This is a genomic window from Gluconacetobacter entanii, assembly GCF_013155425.1.
Lineage (GTDB): Bacteria > Pseudomonadota > Alphaproteobacteria > Acetobacterales > Acetobacteraceae > Novacetimonas > Novacetimonas entanii.
Genome location: NZ_JABJWD010000105.1, coordinates 1 through 16,341 on the forward strand (window position 1 = coordinate 1; position 16,341 = coordinate 16,341).

13 protein-coding genes and 1 pseudogene are annotated in these 16,341 nt (G+C 60.8%); 10 read left to right on the plus strand and 4 right to left on the minus strand.

Going from position 1 to position 16,341, the window contains the following annotated elements:
- Positions 1-124 precede the first annotated feature (124 nt).
- The 3 genes from HNH97_RS15425 to HNH97_RS15435 all read right to left on the minus strand — a co-directional run bounded on the left by HNH97_RS15425 (position 125) and on the right by HNH97_RS15435 (position 3,831).
- A complete protein-coding gene (locus HNH97_RS15425) occupies positions 125-928 on the minus strand; it encodes an NAD kinase (RefSeq protein ID WP_171791474.1) in 804 nt (267 codons plus the stop codon).
- Between the two features lie 323 nt (positions 929-1,251).
- A complete protein-coding gene (gene hisC / locus HNH97_RS15430) occupies positions 1,252-2,370 on the minus strand; it encodes a histidinol-phosphate transaminase (RefSeq protein WP_171791475.1) in 1,119 nt (372 codons plus the stop codon).
- Positions 2,371-2,457: 87 nt separating this feature from the next.
- Positions 2,458-3,831 (minus strand): purine-cytosine permease family protein, encoded by a 1,374-nt coding sequence (locus tag HNH97_RS15435; protein WP_110913591.1) that lies wholly within the window; start codon positions 3,829-3,831, stop codon positions 2,458-2,460.
- A 391-nt stretch (positions 3,832-4,222) separates the two neighbouring features.
- Between HNH97_RS15435 and HNH97_RS15440 the strand changes: the two are divergent.
- A pseudogene (locus tag HNH97_RS15440) lies at positions 4,223-4,732 on the plus strand (hypothetical protein); the annotation flags it as partial.
- Between the two features lie 170 nt (positions 4,733-4,902).
- Here the strand turns inward: HNH97_RS15440 and HNH97_RS15445 are convergent.
- Positions 4,903-5,748, minus strand: a complete 846-nt coding sequence (locus HNH97_RS15445; RefSeq protein ID WP_244949491.1) for an SDR family NAD(P)-dependent oxidoreductase — start codon at positions 5,746-5,748, stop codon at positions 4,903-4,905.
- A gap of 292 nt (positions 5,749-6,040) precedes the next feature.
- Here HNH97_RS15445 and HNH97_RS15450 point away from each other — a divergent pair, with 292 nt between their 5' ends.
- The 9 genes from HNH97_RS15450 (at position 6,041) to HNH97_RS15490 (ending at position 16,239) form a co-directional block, all read left to right on the plus strand.
- Complete coding sequence (locus tag HNH97_RS15450; protein WP_171791476.1) at positions 6,041-6,838, plus strand: deaminated glutathione amidase; 798 nt, start codon at positions 6,041-6,043, stop codon at positions 6,836-6,838.
- A gap of 249 nt (positions 6,839-7,087) precedes the next feature.
- Complete coding sequence (locus HNH97_RS15455) at positions 7,088-7,546, plus strand: hypothetical protein (protein ID WP_193714256.1); 459 nt, start codon at positions 7,088-7,090, stop codon at positions 7,544-7,546.
- Between the two features lie 109 nt (positions 7,547-7,655).
- Entirely contained in the window at positions 7,656-8,312 is a 657-nt protein-coding gene (locus tag HNH97_RS15460; protein ID WP_110913592.1) for a TetR/AcrR family transcriptional regulator, read from the plus strand.
- 232 nt (positions 8,313-8,544) lie between these two features.
- On the plus strand, positions 8,545-9,192 hold the full coding sequence (locus tag HNH97_RS15465; RefSeq protein ID WP_171791477.1) for a Crp/Fnr family transcriptional regulator: 648 nt from the start codon (positions 8,545-8,547) through the stop codon (positions 9,190-9,192).
- 338 nt (positions 9,193-9,530) lie between these two features.
- Positions 9,531-10,598, plus strand: coding sequence for a D-TA family PLP-dependent enzyme (locus tag HNH97_RS15470; RefSeq protein ID WP_171791478.1), 1,068 nt, complete (start codon positions 9,531-9,533; stop codon positions 10,596-10,598).
- A 131-nt stretch (positions 10,599-10,729) separates the two neighbouring features.
- Positions 10,730-11,095 (plus strand): RidA family protein, encoded by a 366-nt coding sequence (locus HNH97_RS15475; protein ID WP_110913594.1) that lies wholly within the window; start codon positions 10,730-10,732, stop codon positions 11,093-11,095.
- Between the two features lie 209 nt (positions 11,096-11,304).
- Positions 11,305-12,786, plus strand: a complete 1,482-nt coding sequence (locus HNH97_RS15480; RefSeq protein ID WP_171791479.1) for a M81 family metallopeptidase — start codon at positions 11,305-11,307, stop codon at positions 12,784-12,786.
- Positions 12,787-12,828: 42 nt separating this feature from the next.
- Entirely contained in the window at positions 12,829-14,166 is a 1,338-nt protein-coding gene (locus tag HNH97_RS15485; protein ID WP_171791480.1) for a GntP family permease, read from the plus strand.
- 318 nt (positions 14,167-14,484) lie between these two features.
- Complete coding sequence (locus tag HNH97_RS15490) at positions 14,485-16,239, plus strand: Hint domain-containing protein (protein WP_171791481.1); 1,755 nt, start codon at positions 14,485-14,487, stop codon at positions 16,237-16,239.
- Positions 16,240-16,341: the final 102 nt, after the last annotated feature.

A 16,341-nucleotide genomic window follows, 5' to 3' on the forward strand; every position in this document is an offset into this window, starting at 1 on the left:
TCGCCTGCAAAACTCCTGAAAATCCTCACTCAATGGGCTAAACTGCCTGCGTGAACCGTTCCAAACAATCCTTACCTATGCCAGCCCCTTTGGAAAAAGCTTCACCAAAAACTTTTAACTGTTTTCAGGTCGTGAACTGTTCGGCGATGATCCGTTCGGACAGGCTCTGCCCCGGATCGAACAGCAGCGTCGTATGCCGGGTGCGGTCTTCCTGTATTTCAACCGAAATCACGTCCCGCACCTCCGTAAAGTCCGCCACCGCCGCCACCGGGCGCTTGTCGGTTTCCAGGATGGTGAACCTGACCTGCGCGGTCGAGGGCAGCAGCGCGCCACGCCAGCGCCGGGGGCGAAAGGCGCTGATGGGTGTCAGCGGCAGCAGGTTGGCCGACAGCGGGACGATCGGCCCATGCGCCGACAGGTTATAGGCGGTCGAGCCCGCAGGGGTTGCGATCAGCACCCCATCACAGATCAGTTCGGCAAGGCGCTGGCGTCCATCGACATCAATGCGGATCTTGGCGGCCTGCCGCGTCTGGCGGAACAGGAAGACGTCATTAAGCGCCAGCGCCTCCGTCACCTCGCCCTCGCGGTTGGTGGCGCGCATGCGCAGGGGATGGAGCACCGCCTCCTGCGTCGTGGCCAGATGGGCGGGCAGGTCGTCGGGCACGTTCGGGTTCATCAGGAAACCGACCGTGCCGCAATTGACGCCATAGACGGGAATGTCACGCCCCAGCGTGGTATGCAGGACCTCCAGCATGAAGCCATCCCCGCCAAGGCAGACCATGGCGTCGGCCTCCGCCGGGGGCGTCTGCCCGTAACGATGGGTCAGGCGTTCCAGCCAGGCCTGCGCGCTTTCGTTGGGGGCGGCGACAAAGGACAGGCGCGTGGGCAGGCGCCCGTCGAGCCAGCGCGAAGGCACGGTTTCATTCATGCAGCGTGCCACCCCGCCAATGCGCGCGGCATCCCACACGCCGCCATGGCCGGAAGCGTCGGAAGAAAGGTCGTGCGCATCAGGAACTCCATAAGACTGCGACGCGGGAAAAGGATCAGGGCACGCAACACCACCAGCAGGCCGGGCGATAGTAGGATGCGCCAATCCGGTTACGCAACACATCCGCACGGCCTGCCAAAATCATTCAGAAGTTTTTGGTGAAGCTTTTTTCAAAAAGCTTCAAAAGACGCCGCCTTTTTGAAAAAAGGCGGCACCCAAAAACTTTTGCTAATTATATCAATTGGTTAGTTTTGGATACTCACTCATCCCAGCACTTCGGCCAGATGCTTCAGGAACCGCTCGTTATCCTCCGGCAGGCCGATGCTGACCCTGACCCAGTTCTCGAACCCCGCTTCCTTCCACGGCTTGACGATCACACCATGGCGCAGCAATGCGCCCGCCACGTCCATGGCATTACGCGGGGTGCGGAAAAACACGAAATTCGTGTGGGTGGGGGCAACGAACAGGCCCATGGCCCGCAGGGCGGCGGCCATGCGCGCACGCGACGCCACCGTACGGGCCACACAGGCACGCATATGATCCGGGTCCGTCAGGGCGACGGTGGCCATTTCCTGCGCGGGCATGGTGGTGTTGAACGTATCGCGCACGGTCTCCAGCACCGAGGCGACCTCCGCCGAGGAGGCAAGCGCATAGCCGATCCGCAGGGCGGCAAGGCCATAGGCCTTGGAGAATGTGCGCAGGCACAGCCACGGACGCCCCTGTTCACGCAGGATGGCGCGGGCATCGGGATACTCACCATCGGTTTCGGCATATTCGCGATAGGCCTCGTCCACCACCACCAGCGTCCGGGGCGGACATGCCGCGATAACCCGGCGCAGGGCATCCGCCGTCATCATGCAGCCAACGGGGTTGGAGGGGTTGGAGAAGATCAGGACCTTGGTGGGATGCGACAGGGCGCGGCACAGGCCGTCGATATCGAACTCCGCCCCCGCCGTGACCGGCACCGCATCAACCACCGCCCCCATCAGCAGCGGATGGATTTCATGCAGGCCGAAGGCAGGGCGCACCGTCACCACCCGATCCCCCGGCGACAGGAACCCCTCCGCGATCATGCGGATGATCTGTTCCGACCCGTTGCCGATCACCACCTGTCCGGGCGCGATGTCATTGAACCGCGCGATCCCTTCGCGCAGGCGGGTGGCACCGGCATCGGGATAGCGGAAAAGACGGTGCGCCAGCGCCGGCCACTGCCGCAGCACCTCCGGCGAGGGACCATACGGGTTTTCGTTGCTGCCAAGCTTGCTGATCCGTGACACGCCAAACCTTCGCTTCACGGCCTCTTCGGACAGGCCCGCGTTATAGCGGGGCAGCGTCCTGACTTCGGGGCGGCAGAGGGTCTGGTGGTCAATCGTCTCCGGCATTGTCTGTCCTGTTCCGTTCAGTGCCCGTGCGTCGGGCGGAAATGTGCGTAAACCCCGGCGTGGCCGGGAACGTGGCGGCCCCGCCCGTCAGGCGGCCTGCCGCCGGGCGGCGCGCTGCCGCTGCCCGCGATAGAGCAGCACATAAACCACCGTGGTGACGATCAGGCTGACCAGCCACGAGATATCGACCCCATACAGGTAGGGCAGCAGGAAGCCGGTATACAGGTCATTTTTCAGGAACGGCAGTTCGACCACAACACCAACGACATAGGACGCCACGGCCGGCATGTTGAAATAGCCATAACACCCGCCATCGGCACGGAAGAAGGAGGCGACGTCATATTCCCCATGGCGCAGCAGGTAGTAATCCGTCAGGTTGATGGCCGTCCACGGCACGATGACCGCCATGAGGATGTCGAGGAACGCGGCATAGGATTTCATGAAATTGGCGCTCATGCCGAACGCCATCACCAGCGCCAGCGTCACGAGGCACAATGTCACCACGACACGGCTGATCATCGCCGGGCGCCAGTCGGGCCAGAAGGTCTGCACCACCGTGATGGTGGACAGCGCACCGCAATACACCCCCATCGCATTGCCCAGCGTGATCGCCAGCGACAGCACCACCAGCACGATGCCCGCGCCCCCGCCACACAGGCGCGCCAGCGCCTCCACCGTGGTCAGGTCCGACCACTGGCACGCCAGCACGATGCCCAGCATCATCGGCAGGATGGTGCCAAGGACCGTGCCCGCATAGGTCGCAAGGAACGTGTTGCGCACGGAGGCGGCGCTGTTGGGCAGGTAGCGCGACGAGTCCGAGACATAGGGCGCATATGCCACCTGCCACAGGGCGGAGACGGAAAACGCACTGAATATCCCCGCGACCGAGCCATGCATGTCCATCAGCATCCCGCCCGAAAACCGCCACAGCCCCAGCCCGATGCACACAAGGACCACGCCCCCGGCCAGCCAGCTTACGACCTTGGAGATCACATGGATCGCGCGGTACCCCATGCAGCACGGCACGAGGCTTACGATCGCGATGGTCAGCACGCCGACCGTGCGGTTCAGGCCGGGCATCGCCTGCACCAGCGCCTGTCCCCCCACGACATAGTTGGACGCGGCAAAGCCGACATACATGATGATCACCAGGATCACGATCGGCACCGCGCCATAGGACCCGAACTGTCCCCTGCTCTGCACCATCTGCGGCACGCCAAGCATCGGCCCCTGCGCCGCATGCAGCGCCATGAACACCGCGCCCACCATGTTGCCCGCCACCGCCGCCAGCAGGGACCACCCGAACGACAGCCCGAAGACCGTCGGCCCCAGCGCGCCGGTGACAACTGTCAGCAGGGTCATGTTGGTGCTGAACCAGACGCTGAAGAGATCGCTGACACGGCCATAACGCTGGTCTTCGGGTATCTGATAGATCGTATGCGACTCAAACGTCGTGGCCATGGGCGCAGCCCCCCTTCATTCTCTCGACGAAACAGCACACCAATGCCACGGCAACCGCATCAATGGCTTTTTTCCGTTTCGATGTCCGTTATGAAGACATCACGCCCGAAAGCAATATCGCGTATGCCGGTATGGCCCGATGCCGCACGAAGTAAAGCCCGCACGCATCACCCGTCACACATTGGCGTGAAGGAAACCATCGCGGTGCGCCCGGACCGCAATGCGGGGGGGAACAGGACACCGATGGCGCGCGGGATGCCACGGAAAGGCGCCGGGGAGACGGGACACAGGGGGAATATGCAATTCAGCCTACCGGTTTTGCAATCTCGCGCTGCCCTTCCATCCTGCTATGATTTGCATCACGGGCGTGTGAGAACAGGGGGAGAAGCACGTGAGCCAGACATGGGGCGATTTTCAGGCCGTCGTACAGCTATCGGCGGGACTGAATGTTGCCATCCTCAGCTTTGTGGATATCAGCCTGCCCGCCATAAAGGAACGGCGGCGCACCTTCGCCAAGGCGCAGCAGGAACTCGACATGCACCGCACCGCGCCGGGCAAGGTCACCAGTGCGGCACAGCTTGAGCATGACTGCCAGGTGGAGGAGATGAACGAAAAGCTCTACCTGCTGTGGCAGCAGTCCCTTGCGTTCAGCAACGAGGAGGATTCCCTGATCCATTATACCGGGGTCCTCGGCTTCCTTGGCGCGGCACTCAGCCTCGTGCTGCTGTGGTATTCGGCGCAGTGTTACGACAGTGTCATCAGCGTGACGGGCAAGGCGGTGATCGCGCTGTCGTTCTGCTCCCTGATCGGGGCGTTCGTCATCAATTTCATGACGGCCTCCCAGGCGGGGGTCTATACCAAGAAATGCAACCAGATCCGGCAGGAAATGCACCAGACGCTGGGGATCGCCCCGGCATCCGCATCGGCAGCATCCGCGGCATCATCCGACGCCACCCCGCACACCGTCCCGACACCGTCCACGGACGACACCGCGGCCTGACCAGAAAATGTCTGGCGACACCGACTTTTTTCAGAAATGCGGTGTCGGAAAACCTTTATGACCTCACGCCATCAGACATGCTGGCCGCCATTGATATGGATTTCCGATCCATTGACGTAGGACGACGCCTGCATGCACAGGAAATAGATCGTCTCCGCCACTTCCATGGGATTGCCAAGGCGGCGCATCGGCACGCCGGTCGCCACCAGCGTATCGGTGCCTGCCGACAGGATGGAGGTATCAATCTCCCCCGGTGCGATCGCATTCGCCCGCACGCCACGGCCGCCGAATTCATGCGCCATTTCACGGGTCAGCGCCGCAAGCGCCGCCTTGGACGCGGCATAGGCCACGCCGGCGAACGGATGCACGCGCGAACCGGCGATGGAGGTGACATTGACGATCGCCCCGCCCGCGCGTTCCAGTTCGGGCATCAGCGCACGCGCCAGAAGCGCCGTTGACACAAGGTTCACATTCAGCACCTGCGTCCACAGCGCCGCGTCGGTGCGCATCACACCAAGGCGCGCGCCTTCCGGCCCCTTTGGTGAAATCCCGGCATTGTTGACAAGGGCATGGAGCCTGCCATTGCCAAGGCACCGCCGCACGGCGGCCACAAGGTCGGGGATGGCGTCAAGGTCGGCAAGGTCCGCCTGGATATGGCCATCGCCCGCCGCGCGCCACGGGCACAGGGGGGAGAATTCCTGCCGCGATACCGTCAGCACCCGCCATCCGCGTTCCTGGAACAGCTTGACGGTGGCATGGCCAATCCCGCGACTGGCCCCGGTCAGGAGCAGGGCGGGAGATTCCGCATCATCCTCCTGCCGCATCGGCATGGTGTCTTCGCGGACAGGATCCTCCGCCGGGCGCGCATGCCCCGTGAATGGACAACCCGGATTACCAGTCGCTTGCGTATCGGTCATACCGGTATTGATACAATGCGGCACAGGGGCAATGGAAATGAATTCAGCCCACACGCCTTCATTTGATACATAAGGGGATATTCGGTCGTAACATATTGATAAATAAAATAAAACTTTCCGGGTGCCACCTTTTCCCAAAAAGACGGCGTCTTTCGAAGCTTTTTCGATCAACAGCTTCACCAGAAACTCCTGACCGATTTACGCACTGTTCCACATAATGGGGGGACATTTACCGCAACGGGGCTTTGGATTACGCTGACGACCGGCCAACACAGACCGACATGGACAGATCATGCTGAAAGTCGCCCTTGGACAGTTCGCCGTTTCCCCGAAATGGGAAACCAACCTGGAGCACATCCTTGGCCTGATCCGGCAGGCAGCGGCGGAGAAGGCCGGGCTTCTGGTCCTGCCCGAAGGGATCCTTGCGCATGACATCGCCGATCCCGACATCATCGCCAGGACCGCGCAGCCACTTGATGGTCCGTTCATGTCACGCCTCCTGCATGAAAGCCGGGATGTGGACACGACCATCATGGGATGCCTGCATGTGCCGGATGGGCAGGGACGCCATTACAATACGCTGGTCGTGCTCCACCGGGGGAAAATCATCGCGCAGTACAGGAAGCTTCACCTGTATGACGCCTTCGCCGTGCAGGAATCGCGCAATGTGACACCGGGTCAGGACATCCCGCCGATCATTGATGTGGCAGGGTTCCGGCTTGGGCTGATGACCTGTTATGACGTGCGCTTTCCCGAACTGGCGCGGCGACTGGCGCTGGATGGGGCCGATGCGCTGGTGCTGCCCGCCGCATGGGTGCGCGGCCCGCTCAAGGAGGAGCACTGGAAGGTGCTGGTCACCGCGCGGGCGCTGGAAAACACATGCTACATGATTGCCGTCAGCGAATGCGGCAACCGCAATATCGGATCGAGCATGGTTGTGGACCCGCTGGGCGTGGCCATCGTGCAGGCGGGGGAAGCCCCGACCCTGACATTCTGCACCATTTCGCATGAGCGTATCGCACATGCCCGCCGGATTGTCCCCGTCCTGCAGAACCGCCGGTTCGGCACACCGGAACTGCGACAGGACTGAAAAACAGTCCCACACAGAACAAAAGTTTTTGGTGAAGCTTTTTCCAAAAAGCTTCAAGGAACGCCGCATTTTTGAAAGAAGTCGGCACTCCAAAAAAAACTCCCGTCACTTCATAACGGCAGCATTTCAGCCCGCATCCACAGACACGCGGGCGTTTCCTTTTGCATTGACATCATGTTCACGGGCCAATAAGGAACGATACGGGTTCGTTCAATAAGAAAGAGCCCAACCTGACGGGACCCGCATGTCATGAAATTTCCCAGCCCCCTCTACCTGTATGCCCTGATGACACCCCTGTTCCTTGGCACCGCGGCACACGCACAATGCGCCCGCAGCGATGCCGTGATCGACATGTCCGCCCATCAGGTCGGCGCGGGCATCGGATATCTGTGGGGACATGGCACCCTGTCGGATGGCGCGCATAGCTATCGCTTCACCGTGCGCGGTGGCGGCGCGCTCAGCCTTGGTGGCGTTTCCCTGTCGGGACGTGGATGCGTGCGCAACCTGGCACGGGTGCAGGATTTCAATGGCACGTACTGGACCGTTGGCGGCACGGCCACCATGAATCACGGAACGGCAGGTATCGTCATGGAAAATGGCAAGGGCACGGATATCGATTTCCATGCCCGGACACATGGGGCGCAACTGTCGGGTCAGGTTTCGCGGCTTTCCTTCCGCCTGCTGGAAACACAACCCCCCGTCCCCTGACGCGCACCCGCACGACACGGGGAAACCGGCCCTTCATGGTGCCTCACGTCCGTCCCGTGCTATGTCGCGTGACAGACGTGACCGACCGCGCGCTGCTGGGGGATGAAACATGGCTGACGTACCACCAAGGCCGCCACATACGGGCGGACGCCCGACGCCGGAAGGATCGGCGCAGCTTGATCGGCATGTCCTTGAGGTGGCAACAGCACTTTTCATAGAACAGGGGTTTGCCGCGACCTCCCTTGAACGGATCGCCCGTGTCGCGGGATGCAGCAAGGCAAGCCTGTACCGCCGCCATGCCTCCAAGGAAGACCTGTTTACGGCCGTGGTCGCCGCACGCGGGCGGCTTCTGCTCGAAGAAACCACCGCCATGGAGGCAATGCCGAAAAACCCGCTGGAGGCGATGCGCGAAATCACACATTTCTTCCTCGATTTCATGCTGCGCCCGGAAACGCTGGAGGCCTACCGCATCGTCATTGCCGACGGCCACCGCATCCCCAGTGTCGTCGAGGGGATGATGAAGGACATCGCCGGACCGTTCATGGCGACCATTGGCCGCCTGCTCCGCGCGGCGGAGGAGGCGGGACAGATCCGCGCCACCGACCACGAGGAAACGACGCGGGTCCTGATGAGCCTGGTGCTGGGCTGGCCCCTGCAGAACACCATGCTGCGCCAGAACAGGCTGCATGATCCCCTGGTCCGCGCGCGCTTTTTCGACCGGGCCTGGCAGATTTTCATATGCGGGATCAGCACCACGACCCGATAGGGAAAAACCGGTACGCCAGCCTGCCCGTCCCGACGGATGGATTACGATGATATGTTGAGATACGATACCGTTTCGTATATATAAAGCGTCACAGGCTGCCTCCCTCACCCGGAGCCATGAGTGATGAGGATCATCGGGATCAATGCGAAGCAGGGGAAAAGGCCGGCGCGCAGGATGTTGAATCCGAAAATGCAAGTACATACCATGCTTTATAACCAGACAGGCATTCACGATGTTCGGTGATTTCAGACTTGATGAGCAGGAGCGTGACGCATTAAACGCCATTTCCTCCAAGATCCACAAACCAGCGAAATGCCGCATCTATGCGCAGGATGAACCTGCACGTTATCTCTACATCATCCGTTCCGGCGCTGTCCGGCTGGAATACCAGCGGGAGGACGGCCGCAACCAGATCTTTGCGTTCCTGTGGTCGGACAACATGTTCGGCACGACCGAAAATGGGCTGTACCGTGCCTCCGCCGTGACGCTGATCGACACGTACCTTTTCCAGATCCCGTATCCCGCGCTCCGCACACTGATTGAATCCCGCCCGCGTATCCAGGCGCTGTTCCTGCAACATGCCCTGAAATACACCAAGGCGACCGAACGCCATGTCCTGCTGGCCACCTGTTCGCTGGTGACGAAACGGCTTGCGGGGTTCCTGCTTGAATGCAGCAAGCAGGCCGATTTCTTTGACCGGCATTCACATATCCTGACCCTTGCGATGGATCGCAAGGACATTGCCGACTATCTTGGCATCGCGCTTGAAACAACGAGCCGTACGCTCAAGGTTCTCGAAGACATGGACCTGATCAAGCGCCTGTCGTCACAGCGGATGCAGATCAATACGGAACAGATCCAGATGATGATGTCGCGTTGAGTGGTTGAAAAACCATTTCCAGGGGCATTATTTTTTAAAATTCATCGTCCTTCTGAAGCTTTTAAATGGTTTGCGGCTTTCCATGCGCAGACCGTTACTGCTTTTTTTGCATGCAGGGCAGATGGGGAGCGCCTGCCCCGCACGACGCAATGACAATCATGGGACAGGAAATAAAACCGGGTCATCACCATCCCGACATCACGCAAGGCATGCATTTTATACTTTTTTCGTGACGGTTAACAATTTTACACGACTTCAAATCGGGATTATGTTTCGACATGGTTATTTATCGGTAACGGCCGGTGGGCAAGCCCATCCGCCTGAAACGCGGGAAGACGATGTCAATTTCCATCGATACGCTCGATACCCCGGCCGTTCTGGTCGATCTCGACAAGGCGCTGGCCAATATCAACAAGGCGCAGCATTACGCCAGCGAGCACGGATTCTGCCTGCGTCCCCATATCAAGACGCACAAACTGTCCTTTTTCGCCCACAGGCAGGTGGCGGCAGGGGCCGTCGGCATCACCTGCCAGAAACTGACCGAGGCCGAGATCATGGCGCAGGCCGGGCTATCGGACATCCTGCTGACCTACAACATCCTTGGCGCGCACAAACTCGGCCGCCTCGTCAACCTCGCGCGTCAGGTCAGCCTGTCGGTCGTGACGGACAACCTGCCGGTGATCGAGGGGTACGACCGCGTCACGGCAGGCGCGGACATCCCGGCGCTGCGGGTTTTTGTCGAATGCGACACCGGGGGCAACCGCTGCGGCGTGCAGACCGCGCAGGAGGCGCTGGCCCTCGCGCAACGGATCATCGCGGCCCCCAACCTGTGTTTCGGCGGCCTGATGACCTATCCCGCCTCCGGAAAGCAGGCGCAGGCAGATGAATGGCTGGGCCAGGCACGCGGCGTATTCGACGCGGCCGGGATCGACATCCCCGCGATCACGGTGGGGGGCACGCCCGACATGTGGACGGCGGGCGACATGCGCAACATGACCGAATACCGTCCCGGCACCTATATCTACATGGACCGCTCCCAGGTGGCGGCAGGGGCCGCGACGATCGGGGAATGCGCACTGAGCGTGCTGGCCACCGTCATCAGTCGCCCCACCGAAAACCGCGCGATCATCGATGCGGGCACCAAGACCCTGACGAGCGACCTGCTGGGACAGGACGGGTACGGCCACATCATCGGCCACGAGGACAGCCGCATCACCGCCCTGAGCGAGGAGCACGGCACGATCCGCTCCGGCGAGGGCGCATCCCTGCCCGCCATCGGGGAAAAGGTGCGCATCATTCCCAACCATGCCTGCGTGGTCACGAACATGTTCGACCATATCTACCTCGTATCGGACGGCAAGGTCATCGACCGCCTGCCTGTTGTCGCGCGTGGGGGCGTAAGCTGAGATAAAACAGAGGTTTTTTGGGACGCCTTTTTTAAGAAAAGTGACGTTCCTTGAAGCTTTTTGAAAAAAGCTTCACCAAAAACTTCTGAATTTTTACAGTCTTTTTTACAGATGCGAGAAAACGGAAAAGCATGATGAAGAAAGTTTATGGCAAGGCTGCCGTTCCCCTGTCGATGGCGGTGCGCGCGGGGGATTATGTCTATGTCTCGGGGCAGGTTCCCGTGGTGGATGGCAATGTGGTCGAGGGCGGGATCGTGGCGCAGACGGCCGCCGTGCTCGATAACGTCGCCGCCGTGCTGAAGACCGCCGGGTGCGAGATGAGCGACGTGGTCAAGACCTTCGCCATCCTGACCGATGCAGGAGATTTCGAGGAATTCAACAAGGTCTATGCGACCTATTTCCCCGTCGAACCACCCGCACGCACCACCATAGAGGCCGGCCTGATGGCCGACATCGTGGTGGAGATCGAGGCCATCGCCTACAAGCCGGTTGGCTGACCTCTCCTAGCATAAAGCCACCCTGCGTACCATGACCCGAAGACCGTTTTCCTTCCCATAAAATAAAAGTTTTTGGTGAAGCTTTTTTTCAAAAAGCTTCAAAGAACGCCGCCTTCCTTAAAAAGGGCGCCCCCAAAAACTTTTATTCCTTATCAGTGATTTATCCTGAAACGGTTTTCCAAAGTCATGGCACCCGGAGGAGAATGAACATGCGTGTGTTTGTCGCCTCGCTTGCCACCGAAACCAACACCTTTTCCCCGGTTCCCACCGACCTGTCGGCGTTCAGGGGGGCATTCTACGCCCCACCGGGAGAACACCCGGCCACCCCGACGCTGTGTTCCGCCGTGGTTCCCGCCCTGCGGGCCCGCAGCAGGGAGCAGGGGTTCGACCTGGTGGAGGGTACCTGCACATGGGCGGAACCCGGTGGACTGGTCAAACGCCAGACCTATGAAGATCTGCGTGACGAAATCGTGGGGCAGTTGCGTGCCGCCCTGCCCGTTGACGCGGTGGTCATGGGTCTGCATGGCGCGATGGTGGCGCAGGGATATGAGGACTGCGAAGGCGCCCTGCTGGCGCATATCCGCGACTGCGTGGGGCCGGATGTGGTGATCGGGGCGACATTTGATCCGCACAGCCACCTGACCGCGCTGCGCGTGCGCAATCTGGACGCCATGAACGCGTTTCTGGAATTCCCGCATACGGACTTCATGGAACGCGCCGAACAACTGGTCGATATCGTCCTGCGCGCAGTGCGCCATGAAATAAGGCCGGTCATTTCAACGTTCGACTGCCGGATGATCGACGTCCTGCCCACCAGCCAGCAGCCATTGCGCGGGTTCGTGGACAAAATCCGCGCCATGCAGGGCACGGGCCGGATCCTGTCCATTTCGCTGATCCACGGCTTCCTTGCCGGGAACGTGGCGGACCTTGGCACGCAGGTCGTGGTCGTCACGGACAACGACCCGCGCGGTGGCGAACACCTAGCCCATGAACTGGGCATGGAAGTCTTTGGCTTTCGCGGCAGCACGCGCATGCATACCCTGTCGCCACAACAGGCGATCGCACGGGCAAAGGCCGCGATTGCCGATCCCGCCATCACCGCGCCGGTCGTCCTTGCGGACATATGGGACAATCCGGGCGGCGGCGTGGCGGGCGACGGGACAATCCTGCTGTCGGACCTGATCCATGCCGGCATCGACAATGCAGGCGTTGCGACCATCTGGGACCCGATCGCCGTCTCCTTCTGCGAGGCCGCGGGCATTGGCGCACGCATCCACCTGCGCATCGGCGGCAAGGCAGGCCCGGGCGGCGGGGACCCGATCGACGCGGAGGTCGAGGTCCGCAATGTCACCACCGCCGCGTGGCAGAGCTTTGGCGAAAGCCAGGTGCCACTGGGGGCCAGCGCCGTTGTCCGTATCGTGGGCACGCAGATCGACATCATCCTCAACACCAACCGCACGCAGTGTTTCGAGCCGGACATCTTCTCCAACCTTGGTATCGACCCCACGGCCAAGGATGTGCTGGTGGTGAAATCCACCAATCATTTCTATGCCGGGTTTGTCGGGATCGCCTCCGAAATCCTCTATGTCGATGCGGGCACGCATTACCCTTCCGACCCGAAGCGCACGAAATATACCCGGCTGACGCGCGGGATCTGGCCCATCGTGGAAAATCCCCATGACCTGACGTGACCCTGCCCGCCGCCATGGCATCCCCCGAAGAAGGCCGCTGAGATGTCCCTGACCTGTGCCCTGGCCCTCGGTCTCTGCGCGATCGGGACGATCATTGTCCTGATCGCGCGCTTTCACCTCAATGCGCTTGTGGTGCTGTTCGGGGTGGCCATCGCACTCATGCTGTCGGCCGGTCACAGCCCGGTGCAGGCCGTGGCCAGTTTCCAGCACGGGGCAGGCAATGCACTGGGCAGTATCGGCTTCCTGATCGCCTTTGGCACCATGTTCGGCAAACTGATCGCACAATCTGGGGCCGCCGATACCGTCGCCCTGTCGGTCATGAAACGATGTGGCGCGCGGAACCTGCACTGGGCCATGGCGGCCATCGGCATGGTGGTCGGCCTGCCCATCTTCTTTGACGTGGGCTTCGTCCTGCTGGCGCCTCTGGCGTTCATCGCGGCGCAGGAAAGCCGCAGGCCGGTGCTGATGGCCATCCTGCCGCTTGTCGCCAGCCTGTCGATCGCCCATGCGGTCATGCCGCCGCATCCGGCCATCATGCTGGCGATTGGCATCTATCACGCCAGCCTGATGAAAAACATCGTGCTGGGGCTGCTCATCATGCTGCCCACGGCGGCCCTGTGCGGACCGGTCTTCGCGCGGTTCGTCGTCCGCCACATCGGCCCCATCGCAACAAGCCCGATGGAGGCGGAGTTCCTGACACGCGCAGCCCCCGCCATCCGTCCCCCACCGGGGCGCAGCCTGCTGTGCATCCTGCTGCCGTTCCTGCTGATCGGGTGCGGGCAGGTCATGGCCAGCCTGCCGGGCGGGAGAGGCGTGCACATGCTGGGCCAGGCACTGGGGGAGACGAACATCTCCCTCATCCTGTCCCTGCTGGCCACAGTCATGCTGCTGTGCAGGCCTGCGGGCATGACGGCGCGACAGATCGGGCAGATGCTGCATGACTGCCTCGGGCCGACGGGGTTCGTGATCCTGCTGGTCGGCGCGGGCGGCGGTTTCGGACAGGCCGTGATCGACAGCGGCGTTTCGCAGGCCCTGACATCCGCCGCCCTTGGCGCGCACATGTCCCCGCTGCTGCTGGCCTTCCTGTCCGCCGCGATCGTCCGGCTTGCCACCGGTTCGGCCACCGTCGCGACCGGCACGGCGGCCAACCTGATCGCACCCGCCATCAGCCACCTGCACGGCGTGTCACCCGAACTGCTGGTGCTGGCGACGGGGGCGGGGTCCATCGCCTTCGGGCCGGTCAATGACCCGGTCTTCTGGCAGTTGAAGGAATATCTCGGCCTGTCGCTGGCACAGACCTTTGTCGTGTGGTCCGGGACGGAAACGCTGATTTCCGTGGTCGTGCTGTCCTTTACGCTGCTCCTGTCCGGCGTCATGTGAGCAGCCATACCGAAATCATGTGATTTTTTGGGTATTTTTTAAAAAGTTTCGCAAAGACGTCGCCTTTTTGAAAAAAGGCGACACCCAGAAACTTCTGTTATTTCATCAATTCCTTATCTCCAGACCGGTTTTCAATGATTGTTGCTGTTTCTTAGCTATTTTTCCTGAAATCTTTTTATTTTCAATATGTTATTCAAGACAACCGGATCTCCTGCCACATGGTTTCCCATAATGTTTTTATTTTACGATCATATACGGAAAATTTACCTTTACTTCATATGAAATAAAAACGCATTATTATCATGAAAGAAAAACAGAATGTCCGGCTTGTATGGCTACGGGAATACTGTCACCACCAGCGGGAGCTACACAATATTTCCTGTCGGATGGGTATTGGGGATTGCTTCTCTGGGAGGCGCCGGTGTTACATTCGACGGGGATATTACAGACAGCCTGAGTTTCGCACCCACACTTATCGGGGCGATCAACCCGTATACCGTAACTGCGGAAGGGGGCGCCAATGTTACGGTCGATGTCGGTTCAACCGTTCTTGGCCTTTTGACGGGTTCCAGCTTTACCGCCAATGGCGGGACCATCAACATCTCAGGCGATAACATCATCACAGCCCTGAGCGGCACCAATTACACCATAGAAAACGGCGGCACCATCAACCTTGGTACTGTCAGTACCGCTGAAATCTCCGCACTTTCAGGAACGGGAATCACCTTCGGAACCGGGGGCGGGACACTTGTCGTTACCCCGGCCAGCGGCGTGGATGTCCTTACTTTCAATAACATCTCGGGGTTTGGCAACGCCGGGGCCACCATTGAAATACCGGGCGCGTCCTATGTCACGAATGCGACATATGATGGCACAAATACAAGCATCACGACAAATACCGGCATTACCATCAGTGTCAATGGTGACTATACCCCGTCACAAAACACTCTTTACCAACAGGACAGTGACGGGAACCTGTATATAAGCGCCTCCTCCGCCAACAGTTCGGGCACCACTGGCGTTCTGGTCTGCTTCCTGCCCGGAAGCATGGTCAGGACACCGACAGGCGACGTGGCTGTCGAGGACATCAGGATCGGCGATACGGTTGTTGCGCTGGATTGCGGGACCAATACGCAGGCCCTGCGCGAGGTCGTGTGGACCGGCAGCCAGACCGTCAGGGTCCGCCCCCACCTGCCCGATGATGAATCCGGGTATCCGGTCCGTATCCTCAAGGATGCGATCAGCGATGGCGTCCCTTACAAGGACATGCTCATCACGGCGGAACACTGCCTGTTCCTTGACGGGAAGTTCATCCCCGTCCGCATGCTGGTGAATGGCCGCTCCATCTTTTACGACCGGTCGATCACATCGTATGACTACCATCATATCGAGACCGCGGAACATTCGGTCATCACCGTGGACGGGATGCTGACCGAAAGCTATCTCGACACCGGGAATCGCCATGGCTTCCGGCAGGCCGGCAATGTGGTCCGCATCGGGCAATCCGGCCGGACCTGGACAGAGGACGCGGCCGCCCCCCTTGGCGTCAGTCGCACGTTCGTCGAACCCCTGTTCCATCAGATCGTCGCCCGTGCGCAGGCGGCCGGCGTCACACAAAAAGAGGCCGCAGCAGAACTGACGGAGGATGCGGACCTGCACCTGATTACCGATACGGGCGCCGTGATCCGGCAGGCACGGGAGCATGGGGACCGGGTCATGTTCATGATCCCGACCGGTGTGAAAAGCGTGCGCATCGTCTCCAGCACCCATCGCCCCAGCGACGTGATCGGGCCGTTCGTCGATGATCGCCGTTACCTTGGCCTCGCAATCGGCGAGATCAAGATGTTCGAGGCGGCGCAGTGCCATGCCGTCACACCGCACCTGACGGAACCGGACCTTGACGGCTGGCATATGCTGGAGCGCGAGGACATGCGCTGGACCTCGGGCAATGCGCTGCTTCCCCTTGGGTCGCGCCATCCCAACAGCGCGGCCCTTCTTGCCCTCCAGATCAGGGAAAAAGGGGCCTATCCTGTCGCGCGGCCTGCACATGTCCAGACCGCGAAACGCGCCTGACCTTCCGGCGCGCCACACGCCGACATGACATTGCACATAGGACGCAGGGCGACCCCGCACTCTTTCGGGAGTCGGGGTCTTGCCTTGCCTGGTATCGGGTTA